10 protein-coding genes are annotated in these 12,083 nt (G+C 69.8%); 6 read left to right on the top strand and 4 right to left on the bottom strand.

The features are described 5' to 3' along the window. Nucleotides 1-185: 185 nt before the first annotated feature. A complete protein-coding gene (locus ACNAVT_RS29120; RefSeq protein ID WP_416300867.1) occupies nt 186-1,811 on the bottom strand; it encodes a glycoside hydrolase family 43 protein in 1,626 nt (541 codons plus the stop codon). Between the two features lie 220 nt (nt 1,812-2,031). Between ACNAVT_RS29120 and ACNAVT_RS29115 the strand changes: the two genes are divergently transcribed. Further along, nucleotides 2,032-3,069 carry a LacI family DNA-binding transcriptional regulator gene (locus ACNAVT_RS29115; protein ID WP_416300865.1) on the top strand — a complete coding sequence of 346 codons (1,038 nt, stop codon included), beginning with the start codon at nt 2,032-2,034 and terminating at the stop codon, nt 3,067-3,069. A 37-nt stretch (nt 3,070-3,106) separates the two neighbouring features. On the opposite strand, the gene ACNAVT_RS29110 is transcribed toward ACNAVT_RS29115, so the two are convergent. Beyond that, nucleotides 3,107-4,111, bottom strand: a complete 1,005-nt coding sequence (locus ACNAVT_RS29110) for a LacI family DNA-binding transcriptional regulator (RefSeq protein ID WP_416300863.1) — start codon at nt 4,109-4,111, stop codon at nt 3,107-3,109. 139 nt (nt 4,112-4,250) lie between these two features. Here ACNAVT_RS29110 and ACNAVT_RS29105 point away from each other — a divergent pair, with 139 nt between their 5' ends. The 5 genes from ACNAVT_RS29105 to ACNAVT_RS29085 all read left to right on the top strand — a co-directional run bounded on the left by ACNAVT_RS29105 (nt 4,251) and on the right by ACNAVT_RS29085 (nt 10,729). Then, nucleotides 4,251-5,558 carry an ABC transporter substrate-binding protein gene (locus ACNAVT_RS29105; protein WP_416300861.1) on the top strand — a complete coding sequence of 436 codons (1,308 nt, stop codon included), beginning with the start codon at nt 4,251-4,253 and terminating at the stop codon, nt 5,556-5,558. Beyond that, on the top strand, nt 5,555-6,553 hold the full coding sequence (locus ACNAVT_RS29100; RefSeq protein ID WP_416300859.1) for a carbohydrate ABC transporter permease: 999 nt from the start codon (nt 5,555-5,557) through the stop codon (nt 6,551-6,553). The genes ACNAVT_RS29105 and ACNAVT_RS29100 overlap by 4 nt, the downstream gene beginning before the upstream one ends. Then, nucleotides 6,550-7,416, top strand: a complete 867-nt coding sequence (locus ACNAVT_RS29095; protein ID WP_416300875.1) for a carbohydrate ABC transporter permease — start codon at nt 6,550-6,552, stop codon at nt 7,414-7,416. The genes ACNAVT_RS29100 and ACNAVT_RS29095 overlap by 4 nt, the downstream gene beginning before the upstream one ends. Nucleotides 7,417-7,455: 39 nt before the next feature. Beyond that, nucleotides 7,456-9,780 carry a glycoside hydrolase family 3 N-terminal domain-containing protein gene (locus ACNAVT_RS29090; RefSeq protein WP_416300857.1) on the top strand — a complete coding sequence of 775 codons (2,325 nt, stop codon included), beginning with the start codon at nt 7,456-7,458 and terminating at the stop codon, nt 9,778-9,780. A gap of 163 nt (nt 9,781-9,943) precedes the next feature. Next, entirely contained in the window at nt 9,944-10,729 is a 786-nt protein-coding gene (locus ACNAVT_RS29085) for an SGNH/GDSL hydrolase family protein (RefSeq protein WP_416300855.1), read from the top strand. Between the two features lie 71 nt (nt 10,730-10,800). Here ACNAVT_RS29085 and ACNAVT_RS29080 read toward each other — a convergent pair whose 3' ends face one another. Both ACNAVT_RS29080 and ACNAVT_RS29075 read right to left on the bottom strand, forming a co-directional pair. Continuing rightward, nucleotides 10,801-11,262 (bottom strand): hypothetical protein, encoded by a 462-nt coding sequence (locus ACNAVT_RS29080; protein WP_416300853.1) that lies wholly within the window; start codon nt 11,260-11,262, stop codon nt 10,801-10,803. 109 nt (nt 11,263-11,371) lie between these two features. Next, the gene (locus tag ACNAVT_RS29075) at nt 11,372-12,013 is read right to left on the bottom strand and encodes a TetR/AcrR family transcriptional regulator (RefSeq protein WP_416300851.1); all 642 of its coding nucleotides are present in this window, start codon (nt 12,011-12,013) and stop codon (nt 11,372-11,374) included. Nucleotides 12,014-12,083 lie beyond the last annotated feature (70 nt).

Here is a 12,083-nt window from a genome sequence, read left to right as displayed (position 1 = left end):
GGAAGCGGGCTCGACAGGCTCGACGGCACGGGAACGTGGGTGCTGCGGGTGACGCCGCAGGCGCGGATGACCCGGTGCGTGCACCGCGTCGATCAGCGCGGGCTCCGAAACTTCCGGAGACAATTCCGTAAGTAGCCCGAAAGATTACGGACGTCGATGTCGCCCGTCAACCCGCCCGGAGGCGGTCAGTGCTCGAGGTAGGTGGCGTGGTCGAAGTCGGCGTAGACGCCGTCGTTGCCGAGATCCTGCACCCACAGGCCGAGGAACGCGCCGGTGAACCCCCAGGCCGCCGGCTCGTCGTCGATGACGAGCGCGACGTGCTCGTCGGACAGGATCGTCGCGTCCAGTTCCACCGGCAGCTCCCGCCAGCCGGTGCCGAGGTCGTAGCCGAAGCGCACCACCGGGCCGTCGAACTCTGCGCGCAGGCCGACCCGGGCGGCCCCGGTGACGTCGACGGTGAGGTCGGGATGGACGATCCGCCGGCCCCGGTCGCAGCTGAGCAGCTCCAGCACGGCCCGGCCGTCGTCGGCCCGGGTCAGGTAGAGGTAGTGCCAGTTGAGGGTGTTGTAGTAGGCGGTGAGGCCGGCCAGGTGCCGGTGGTCGACGGGATCGAACTCGACCACGGTTTCCAGCGAGCAGCGTGTTGCGCCGACCCGCCGGCCGATCAGGCTGGGCGTCTGCTTGCCGACCGGCGACTGTCCGCCGTGGATCCGCAGGTGCGACGGGCGTACCCGAAGGTCGAGCCAGTCCGGGCTCGCCGGGCGGCGCAGCGTCGACCAGCAGGCGGCCAGCCGGGAGGCGTCGAAGTGGTCGGTCGCCGGCTCGTCCGGCCAGGGGTGCGCGGGCAGGTCCGGCGCGGGGATGGCGTCGGCCGGTACGCCGCCCGCGATCCGGGGCCACTGCCCGGTGGCCCAGTCAACCTTCTGGATCGCGGTCTCCCGGCCGAGCACGCAGTTGCCCAGGGGCGTGTAGGGGCGGGCCACCAGGTGGGCCAGGTACCAGTCGCCGTGCTGGGTCTCCACCAGGCAGCCGTGGCCGGCCTTCTGCAGCCGCAGCTCCGGGCGGCCTGCGGAGGTGAGCAGCGGACCGTCCGGGTCGGCCAGGTAGGGACCGTGCAGGTGGCGTGACCGGGCGATGGTGACCTGGTGTTCCCAACTGGTGCCGCCCTCGGCCGTGACCAGCCAGTACCAGCCGTCCCGCTGGTAAAGGTGCGGCGCCTCGGTCAGGCCGATGGAGGTGCCGCGGAAGATGATCCGAGCCTCGCCGAGCAGCCGGTGCCGCTCGGGGTCGTAACGCTGGATCTCGATGCCGCCGAAGCGGTCACGCCCGGGCCGCCAGTCGGCGCTCATGCTCAACAGCCAGGTGCTGCCGTCGGAGTCGTGGAACAGCGAGGCGTCGAAGCCGTGTGCGTGCAGCTTCACCGGCTCCGTCCACGGCCCGGTGATGTCCGGGGCGGTGACCAGGTAGTTCTGCGGATCCCAGTAGCCGCTGGCGAAGCTGGCGACGTCGCTGTAGACCAGGTGGAACAGGCCGTCGTGGTACGACAGGTCGGGTGCCCACACGCCGTTGGAGTCTCCGCAGCCGCGCAGGTCGAGCAGGCGGCGGTCGGTGATGATCCCACCCAGCGCGCGCCAGTGGACGAGGTCGCGGGAGTGGTGGACGCGGACGCCCGGATACCACTCGAAGGTCGAGGTGGCCAGGTAGAAGTCGTCGCCCACCCGCAGGATCGAGGGATCCGGGTGGAACCCGGCGAGCACCGGGTTGCGGATCGACCGGGCGGTGGTGGCCACGTCTGCGATCTCGGTCGACATGCACGGCTCCTCTGGTCGGGTCCTCCGACGAACTTTCCGGAAGTGGCGGCCCGGAAGTTTCCGAAATCCCGCTCACCGTATCGGTTCACGTCGAGATACGACAGAGCCTTGACCCGGAACTGTGCCGCGTCATAGCGTGCCCACCACCAACTCGGAACATCGCCACGCGACCGAAAGTTCCGGGCCGCGCTTCCACACCTGCCCGTCGTAGGCTCGAGCGATGACGAAAGGGCGGCCCGTGGCCTCGGACGATTCCCGGAAAGTCACCATCGCGGCGATCGCGCGCCTGGCCGGAGTCTCGGTGCCCACGGTCTCGCGGGTCGTCAACGGGCGCTCCGACGTCGCGCCGCAGACCCGGGAACGGGTCGAGGAGCTGCTGACCCGGCACGGCTACCGCCGCCGCCCGCCGAGCATGCGGGCCAGCTCCGGCCTGGTCGACCTGGTCTTCAACGACCTGGACAGCCCCTGGGCGGTCGAGATCATCCGTGGGGTCGAGGACGTCGCACACTCGGCCGGCATCGGCACCGTGGTGTCCGCGATCCACCGGCGCAGCTCGTCGGCCAAGCAGTGGCTGGACAACATGCGCATCCGCTCCACCGAGGGGGTCATCTTCGTCACCTCCACCCTGGAGTCGCCGCTACAGGCCGAGCTGCGCCGCCTCAACATCCCCGTCGTCATCGTCGACCCCGCCGGGGTGCCTCCACAGGAGGCGCCGACGATCGGCGCGACCAACTGGGCGGGCAGTCTGCGCGCCACCGAGTACCTGCTCGGTCTCGGCCACCGGCGGATCGGCTTCATCGCCGGGCCACCGCAGCTGATGTGCAGCCGTGCGCGCCTCGACGGCTACCGGGCGGCGTTGGAGACCGCCGGCCTCGGCGTCGACGACAAGCTGATCCACCAGGGCAACTTCTACCACGAAGCCGGGTTCGCGGGCGGCAACCAACTGCTGGGCCTGCCCGACCCGCCCACCGCCATCTTCGCCTCCAGCGATCAGATGGCCCTCGGCGTCTACGAAGCCGTGCGGCAACGCGGCCTGCGGGTGCCCGACGACATCAGCGTCGTCGGCTTCGACGACCTGCCGGAGGTCCGGTGGTGCTCCCCGCCGCTGACCACCGTCCGGCAGCCCCTCGCCGAGATGGGCCTGCTCGCCGCCCGCACGGTCCTGCGCCTGGCCCAGGGCGAGCGGATCGAGAGCCCGCGGGTCGAACTGGCCACCGAGCTGATCGTCCGCGACAGCGCCGCCCCGCTGCTCGCCTGACGCGCAGGCGCGGCGAGGACCGTCCTGCCGGTCGTGGTCAGCGGTAGGGGCGGCAGGACGCGCGGATGACCAGCTCGGTGGGCAGCCGGATGTGCGGGTCGCGTTCGACGCCGCCGATCAGGTCGACGAGCAGGCGCAATGCCTCGGCGCCCATGCGCTGCAGCGGTTGCATGATCGTCGTCAGCGGCGGGTTGACCAGCGCCGACTCCGGGACGTTGTCGAAGCCGATCACGGACAGGTCGTCGGGCACCGTGAAGCCCATGCTTCGGGCTACGTCCATTGTGGCGATCGCCGAGAGGTCGTTTCCCGCGAAGATCGCGGTCGGCCGGTCGGGGAGCGCGAGCAGTTCCGCGGCCGTGCCGGCGGCGCTCTCGATCTTGAACCCGCCGACCCGCACGAGCCGCTCGTCCACCGCCGCGCCGGCGTCGGCCATGGCCTTGCGGAAGCCCGCCTCGCGCAGGCGTGCCGACTCGAGGTCGGGGCGCCCGCTGATGTGCCCGATGCGGCGGTGGCCGAGCGACAGCAGGTAGTTGGTCGCGAGCACGGCGCCGGCGAAGTTGTCCGAGTCGACGGTGGGCAGGCCGGACGGGCCCGTGTGGGGGTCGACAGCCACGACGTGGAAGTCGTGCTTGGTCTCGACCACGGTCGGCGTGACGATCACGGCCCCGTCGATGAGCGTTCCGGACAGGCGTGCCAGCGAGCGTCGTTCCCAGCCGATGGCCGCGCCGTCGCCGTCGCCGCCGGAGTAGGCCAGCAGTTGGTATCCGGTGCCGGCCACCTCCCTGGATGCCCCCTTGAGCAGCTCGGTCGAGAACGGCTCGAACTCGGCGACCAGGATGCCCAGCACGTTCGTGCGGTGACTGCGCAGGCTCTGTGCGCCCAGGCTGGCCTCGTACCCGAGCTCGTGGATGACCTGCTGGACGCGCTCCACGGTCGCCTGCGCCACGCCGTACCGCCCATTGACAACCTTGGACACGGTCGCCACGGAGACGCCGGCGGTACGGGCCACGTCCGACATCTTCACGCGCTGCGGGAACACCACGCCGACGATGATAGAGGCCTCTGGGACGTCTGCAGTGCGGCGAGTCGAAAACGTTATCGACAACGATTGACATCGAGTTACATGGCTGTAACACTCCCCGTCAGGCCGAGTACCGCGACTGCTAGTCGAGGAGATATCAATGGCGATGAAGCGCCGCGCCGGCGCCGTCCTAGCGTTGATCACGACCAGCGCACTCCTTGCCGCCGGCTGCAACAGCGGCGACAGCGAAGCGCCCAGCGCGAACGAGCTGTACAAGAATCCGGTGACCCTGACCTGGTGGCACAACGCCTCGCAGGACGGACCCGGCAAGACCTACTGGGAGAAGGTCGCCAAGGACTTCACCGCACTCCACCCGACCGTCAAGATCGAGATCGAGGCGATCGAGACCAACCAGCTCCAACGTACCCGGCTCCCCGCCGCGCTCCTGACCAACGATCCGCCGGACATCTTCCAGGCGTGGGGCGGTGGTGAGATCCGCGAGCAGGTGGAGGCCGACTATCTCAAGGACATCACCGGTCAGGTCAAGACGGAGGTTGCCAACATCGGCAGCGCGGCCGAGATCTGGCAGGTCAACGGCAAGCAGTACGGTCTGCCGTTCCGGATGGGCATCGAGGGCATCTGGTACAACAAGGAGATGTTCGCGAAGGCGGGCATCAGCGCTCCTCCGACCACGTTCGACGAGCTCAACGACGCGGTCACGAAGCTCAAGGCCATCAACGTCATCCCGATCGCGGTGGGCGCCGGTGACAAGTGGCCCGCCGCGCACTGGTGGTACAACTTCGCGCTGCGCGCCTGCTCGGTCGACACACTGAAGAAGGCGTCCGTCGACCGCGTCTTCGACGACCCGTGCTTCGTGAAGGCCGGCGCGGACCTGAAGGCCTTCATCGCCACCAAGCCGTTCCAGCCCAACTTCATCGCCACGCCGGGTCAGAACGACCCGACCAGTGCGAACGGCCTGCTCGCCAACGGCAAGGCCGCGATGGAGCTCATGGGCGACTGGAACAAGGGCACCCTGGAGACCGTCGCTGCGGACAAGGCGGCTTTGGCCAAGTTCCTCGGCTGGTTCCCGGTACCGGCGATCTCCGGTTCCGCGGGTGACCCCAAGGCGGCGCTCGGCGGCGGCGACGGGTTCGCCTGTGCCAAGAACGCGCCGGCCGAGTGCGTCGAGTTCCTCAAGTACATCGTGAGCCCCGAGGTGCAGAAGGCCTACGCCGAGACCGGCGTCGGTCTGCCCGTCACCAAGGGCGCGGACGCCGGCGTCACGGACCCTGCCCTGAAGTCCATCCTGGAGGCCACCTCCAGCGCGACCTACGTGCAGCTCTGGTTGGACACGGCCTACGGCAGCACCGTCGGCAACGCGATGAACGACGGGATCGTCGCCATCTTCGCGGGCACCGGCACGCCTGAGAAGGTCGTCGAGGCCATGAAGGCAGCCGCAAAGAAGTGACCTCCACCAACCGAACCCTGAATCCCGCCGGCGGCGCGTCCGCGTCGCCGGCGGGGCTCCGGCCCGCCGGGCATTCGACCACCCGCGCGGCCGGAACCCGACGCAAGTGGTACGAGATCATCGGGCTCACGACGCCCGCGGTCGTCGTCTACGTGATGTTCGTGCTGGTGCCGATGGGCTTCGCGGTCTACTACAGCCTGTTCCGTTGGCGCGGGGTCGGGCCGCCCACCGAGTACGTCGGCTTCGACAACTATCTCCTCGCCTTCCAGGACCCGATCTTCCTCGACGCGCTGCGCAACAACGCCATCATCGTGGTCGGGTCGCTGCTGATCCAGGGCCCCATCGCCCTGGGGATAGCCCTGCTGCTCAACCGTCGCTTCCGCGGGCGCACCGTGTTCCGCCTGTTGGTGTTCGTGCCCTACGTGCTCGCCGAGGTCACCGTCGGCATCATGTGGAAGCTGATCCTGACCGACGGCGGCACGGTCGACGCGCTGCTGCGGTCACTGGGACTGGGCAGCCTGGTGCAGGCCTGGCTCGCCGACCTCGACGTCGTCATCTGGACGCTGCTGTTCGTCCTCACCTGGAAGTACGTCGGCTTCGCCATCATCCTCCTGCTCGCCGGCCTGTCGAACGTGCCGCACGAGCTGACCGAGGCCGCCGCGATCGACGGCGCGAGCTGGTGGCAGATCCAGCGCCACATCACGCTCCCGCTGCTGGGCCCGACGATCCGGATCTGGATGTTCCTGTCGATGATCGGCTCGCTGCAGGTCTTCGACGTGATCTGGGTGACCTCGGTACCCGCGGTGCGGTCGCTCGGCGCGTCGGCCACGATGGCGACGTACATGGTGGACAACGGCTTCTTCGCCCGGTTGTGGGGCTACGGCAACGCGGTGGCCGTGATCCTGTTCGTCATCTCGTTCGTCGCGGCGCTGCTGTTCCAGCGCTTCCTCCTGCGTCGTGACATCCAGGGCGCCATCACCAGAAGGGTGAACTGACCGTGGCCGCGAACGCCGTCCTTCCCTCGCCCGCCGAGCGTCGCCCGGTGTCGTGGAGCACGCCGCTGACGTACGCGCTGGCGCTCGCGGTCGCGGCCGTGTCGATCGCCCCGGTGGTCTACGTGATCGTCGGCGGCTTCCGCACCACCCCGCAGATCGTCGCGGACCCGGCCGGGCTGCCCGATCCATGGGTCTGGGACAACTACGCCAGGGTGCTGACGCAGAGCAACTTCTGGCAGCAGGCGTTCAACAGCGCGGTGATCGCGCTGGGTACGACGCTCGGCGTCGTGGTGCTCGGTGTCTGCGCCGCGTACGTGCTGGCCCGGTACACCTTCCGCGGGCGTGAGGCGCTCTACACCTTCTTCACCCTCGGCCTGCTCTTCCCGGCCGGGGCGGCGATCCTCCCGCTCTACCTCATGCTGCGCGACCTGAACCTGATCAATTCCTACTACGCCGTGATCCTCCCTCAGGTCGCCTTCTCGTTGCCGCTCACGATCGTGATCCTGCGCCCCTTCCTGTCCGCCATCCCCCGCGAGTTGGAGGACGCGGCCGCTATCGACGGCACCGGCCGGCTCGGCTTCCTCTGGCGTATCGTGCTGCCGCTGTCGCGGCCCGCGCTCGTCACCGTCGGGGTCCTCGCGTTCGTGGCGAGCTGGAACGCGTTCCTCCTGCCGCTGCTCGTTCTCGGCAACGTCAACCTGCACACCCTGCCGCTGGGCGTCCAGAACTTCTCGAGCCAGTACACCACCGACACGGCGGGCGTCCTCGCCTTCACCTCGCTGGCGATGCTGCCGGCACTACTTTTCTTCACGTTCGCCGAGAAGCAGATCGTCGGTGGCCTGCAGGGTGCGGTCAAGGGCTGAGCGACAGCGGTACGAGCACAACCAAGGGAGAGGCACAGCATGACTGAGGTCCGCGGGGCGGTGGACGGGCCGGCGCCGGCTCAGGCAGGTCCGGACCACGACCGGCCGGACGGGCAGGACGGCGAGGCACGCGTACGCGAGCTGCTCGGCCGGATGACGATCGAGGAGAAGGTCGCGCAGCTCGTCGGCTTCTGGGAGAAGGAGGACGGCGAGGCCGTCGCGCCGCTGCAGGGCGAGTTCGGCGACAGCGCCAGGCTCGAGGACTTTTCCCGGCACGGGCTCGGCCATCTCACCCGGGCCTACGGCACGCGGCCCCTCGACGCGGCCGCGCGCGCGTCGTGGCTGTGGAAGTTCCAGGCGGACCTGGTGACGGGCACCAGGCTGGGCATACCGGCGATCGTCCACGAGGAGTGCCTCACCGGGCTCTCGGCGTGGAAGGCGGCCACCTTCCCCACGCCGCTGGCGTGGGGCGCCGCGTTCGATCCCGAGCTTGTCACCGAGATGGCCGCGGCGATCGGGGCGTCGATGCGCGCCCTGGGGATCCACCAGGGCCTCGCCCCGGTGCTCGACGTGATCCGTGACCCGCGCTGGGGTCGGGTCGACGAGTGCATCTCCGAGGACCCCTACCTGGTCGGAACCGTTGGGACGTCGTACGTGCGTGGCCTGCAGTCGCAGGGGGTGCTTGCCACTCTGAAGCACTTCGCCGGCTACTCCGCCTCGCGTGCTGGGCGCAACTTCGCCCCGGTGCACGCCGGCCCGCGGGAGCTCGCCGACGTGCTGCTCCTCCCGTTCGAGATGGCGATCCTCGACGGCAACGCGCGCTCCGTCATGCACTCCTACGCCGAGATCGACGGCGTGCCCGTCGCGGCCGATCCGGCGATGCTGACCGGTGTGCTACGGGACCGATGGGGCTTCGACGGCACGGTGGTGGCCGACTACTACGGAGTGGCTTTTCTGAACCTGCTGCACCACGTCGCGGGCGACCACGCGGAGGCGGCCGTGCAGGCACTGACCGCCGGTGTCGACATCGAACTTCCGACGGGCGACGCCTATCTGACCCTGCGGGATTCGGTGCAGGCCGGCAAGGTCGACGAGGCGCTCATCGACCGGGCGGTGCTGCGGGTCCTGCGTCAGAAGCGGGAACTCGGGCTGCTCGACGCGACCTTCACGGACGAACCGACCCAGGCGGTCGACCTCGACTCGCCCGAGCACCGGGCGATCGCCCGCCGCCTCGCGGAGAAGTCGGTCGTCCTGGTCTCCAACCGGGACGCACTTCCGTTGCCCGCCGGTCGACGCGTGGCGGTCATCGGCCCGAACGCCGACCGGCAGGGTGCCCTCTTCGGGTGCTACTCCTTCCTCAATCACGTGCTCGTCCAGCATCCCGACGTGGAGACCGGTCTCGAGGTGCCGACGGTTCTCGACGCGATGCGCGTCGAGTTCGGCGCCGACCTCGTCACCTGGGCGCGCGGCTGCGACGTGGACAACGACGACCGGTCCGGTTTCGACGAGGCCGCCGCCACGGCGTCCGCCGCGGAGGTCGCCGTACTGGTCGTCGGTGACCACGCCGGCCTCTTCGGGCGCGGCACGGTCGGCGAAGGCTGCGACCGGGACGACCTGGAGCTGCCCGGGGTCCAGCGCGAGCTCGTCGAAGCGGTACTGGCGACGGGCACGCCGGTCGTCCTCGTGCTGGTCACCGGCCGACCGTACGCCCTCGACTGGGCACTGGCGCGGTGCGCGGCGGTGGTGCAGGCGTTCTTCCCCGGTGAGGAGGGCTCGGGGGCGATCGCGGGCGTGCTCTCCGGGCGGGTCAACCCGTCGGGCAAGCTGCCGGTCAGCCTGCCCCGCTCGGCGGGCGCACAGCCGTACTCGTACCTGCATCCCACGCTCGGCGAGGGCAGCGAGGTGACCAACCTGTCGGCGACGCCCGCGGCGCCGTTCGGCCACGGCCTGTCCTACACGACGTTCGAGCACGCCGGCCTGACCGTGCCCGCCACGGTGTCGACCGACGGGGCGCTGCACGTGGCCGTACGCGTGACGAACACCGGTGCGGTGGCGGGTGACGACGTGGTCCAGCTCTACGGCCGCGATCTGGTGGCCTCGGTGACCCGGCCGGTGGCGCAGCTGCTCGGATACCGGAGGGTCCACCTGGAGCCGGGCCAGTCGGCCATGGTCGAGCTGACGGTGCCCACCACCCGCCTGGCCTTCTCCGACCGCACGCTCACCCGGGTGGTGGAGCCCGGCGACGTCGAACTCTGGATCGGTACGAGTGCACGGCGGGACACCCAGGCGCTGACCACGTTGGTCGGTGACACCGTGCCCGTCACCAACGCCTCCGCACGGTGGACGACATCCGAGATCAGATGAGGTCGATCCGCCGGGCGTCCACGCGGACGCCCGGCGGACCCGACGATGGCACGTTCCCACCGTCGTCGCATCGCCGCCGCCTGATCCATCGATAGACCTTTATATTCCTCGATGTTTCTGCCACGATGTGCGCACCACTCACCCCTCCCGCGTTGGAGCCCACATGCGCACTTCGCTCCGCGCCGCCATACCCCTGCTGGCGGTGCTCTCGTTGGTCCTGGCCGCGTCGCCCGCGCACGCCGCGGCCCCCACCTACACCGCGCTCGGCGACTCGTACTCCTCCGGGACCGGCACCCGCGAGTACTACGACACCAGCAGCTGCCAGCGCTCGCCGCACGCCTACCCGGTGCTCGACGCGGCCCGGCTCGGCGCCACGCTCACCTTCGCCGCCTGCGCGGGGGCGAAGGTTCCCGATGTCCTCAACGGCCAGTTGGGCAGCCTCAACGCCAACACCCGCTATGTCACGGTCAGCGCGGGCGGCAACGACATCGGCTGGTCGTCGGTGATCGTGCAGTGCGCCAAGCCCTGGCCGTTCACCTGCTGGGGTGACATCGACAAGGCCGATGCCTACATCCGCAACACGCTTCCCGGCCAGCTTGATCAGCTCTACACCAGGATCCGCACGCTCGCCCCGAACGCGCGGGTGGTCGTCGTCGGCTATCCGCGGCTGTTCAACGGTGTGGAGTGCAACGTCATCGCCCGCATCTCGCCCGGCGAGCAGGCCGAGCTGAACGCGACCGCTGACCTACTGGCCACCACCATCAAGGCCCGGGCGCAGGCGCGCGGATTCGGTTTCGTGGACGCGCGCGGCCCGTTCACCGGTCACGCCGTCTGCGACGCCGTCGAGTGGATCAACGGCACGTCCCTGCCGACCGGTGAGTCGTACCACCCGAACCGGAGCGGACACGTCGGGTACGCGAACATCGTCGAGCCCGCGCTGCGTGCCTGACCCGCCTGGCGGGACCGCGGCCTGCGTCTGGTCACACCGGCGCAGGCCACGCCGCGGCGCGGCCGGTCACGTCACGGGCGGCGGCTGAACGTGGCCACCCAGTTCGCCTCCCAGGTCTGCCCGCCGTCGGCAGAGAACGCCTGTTCCCAGCGGGGGTGGGTGGTGTCGACCTGAGACCAGCGGTAGCGCACGCGGATCGGGGCGCCCTGCCACGTGTCGTCGCACTCGAAGGTGCCGACCCCGTTGTCGAACCGGCCGACCACCGGCACATCCAACTGACCGTCGCTGGTCTTGGATGCCCACCAGATCCGCCGCACCTGTTCCTGTGAGCTGTACAAGCGCAGGGTGGCGCCCTCCAGGTCGCGCTCAGGCGCGCGGAGCACGTCGAAGACGCCGGTGCCGTCGAGCAACACCTGGCAGTCCAGGGTCGCGCCGAACTCGTACCACTCGTCGCACCCCGCCAGCACCTTGACCAGCCGGCGTTGGCGGCTGTCCCACCGGCCGGCCAGGAAGTCGAAGTCAGTGTTCGTCATGCCGGGCAGGCTAGGGTCGCACCCCTGACACGTACTGTCAGTGAGCCCTGGCAGAAGTGTCGTCATGCCCGCGATCGCCGGCCCCCGTCCTGCCACGACCGAGTAGGCGTCAGCGAGCACCGCGTCGGGCGGTCGAACCGGGTTCGGGTGCGCGCAGCAGTTGCGCCGCCAGCGTGTCGAACAGCCAGGTTTCGCATCTGTCGTACGACCATCCGTGGCCGGTCAGGCCGTCGTACACAGGGGTGTCGGTGAGCGTGGCGAACACCGCGACGGCGTCCGGCTCGGCCAGGCCAGGGGCCAGTGCACCGAGGGTGGCGATACGGCGGATCGTCGATGTGGCGCCGGCACGGTGCTTGGCCAGCCCCTCTGCGTAGGCCTGCCCCATCTCGGGCTCCGAGCCGGCGGCCGACGCGAGCACCTTGATGATCGTGGAGCCGCGTTCGGCGACCTGCCGGGTGATCCGCACGCCGAGCGCGAGGACCTCCTGAGGATCGGTGGCTGCGCCGAGCGCGTGGGCCAGCTCGGGCACCCCCGCCTGGAGATCGACGGCTTCCAGCAGGCGGCCCAGGAGCAACGGTTTCGCGCCGACGCTGGCGTAGACGGTCGGCACCGCGACCCCGGCTTCGGCGGCGATGTCAGCGATCGCCGTCCCGGTGTATCCGCGGGTGGCGAACAGACGCAGCGCCGCGTCGAGGATGTCGCGCCTGGTCTCTTGCGCCTGGCGCGCACGCCGGCTGATCGGCCTTGACATGTCGCTAGCGTAGGCGTCTTCTTAATAGAAGCGACTTCTATTCAACGTAAGAACCTTATGCCGAGGAGGG

It is taken from the genome of Micromonospora sp. SL4-19, assembly GCF_047921475.1.
Classification (GTDB): Bacteria; Actinomycetota; Actinomycetes; order Mycobacteriales; family Micromonosporaceae; genus Micromonospora.
This window is presented reverse-complemented; position numbering and strand designations above follow the sequence as displayed.

What these genes read in the sequence shown, in the direction of transcription:
- ACNAVT_RS29120 (WP_416300867.1), bottom strand. Translation starts at nt 1,811, where the DNA reads ATGTCGACCGAGATCGCAGACGTGGCCACCACCGCCCGGTCGATCCGC.
- ACNAVT_RS29115 (WP_416300865.1), top strand. Translation starts at nt 2,032, where the DNA reads ATGACGAAAGGGCGGCCCGTGGCCTCGGACGATTCCCGGAAAGTCACC.
- ACNAVT_RS29105 (WP_416300861.1), top strand. Translation starts at nt 4,251, where the DNA reads ATGGCGATGAAGCGCCGCGCCGGCGCCGTCCTAGCGTTGATCACGACC.
- ACNAVT_RS29090 (WP_416300857.1), top strand. Translation starts at nt 7,456, where the DNA reads ATGACTGAGGTCCGCGGGGCGGTGGACGGGCCGGCGCCGGCTCAGGCA.
- ACNAVT_RS29085 (WP_416300855.1), top strand. Translation starts at nt 9,944, where the DNA reads ATGCGCACTTCGCTCCGCGCCGCCATACCCCTGCTGGCGGTGCTCTCG.
- ACNAVT_RS29080 (WP_416300853.1), bottom strand. Translation starts at nt 11,262, where the DNA reads ATGACGAACACTGACTTCGACTTCCTGGCCGGCCGGTGGGACAGCCGC.
- ACNAVT_RS29075 (WP_416300851.1), bottom strand. Translation starts at nt 12,013, where the DNA reads ATGTCAAGGCCGATCAGCCGGCGTGCGCGCCAGGCGCAAGAGACCAGG.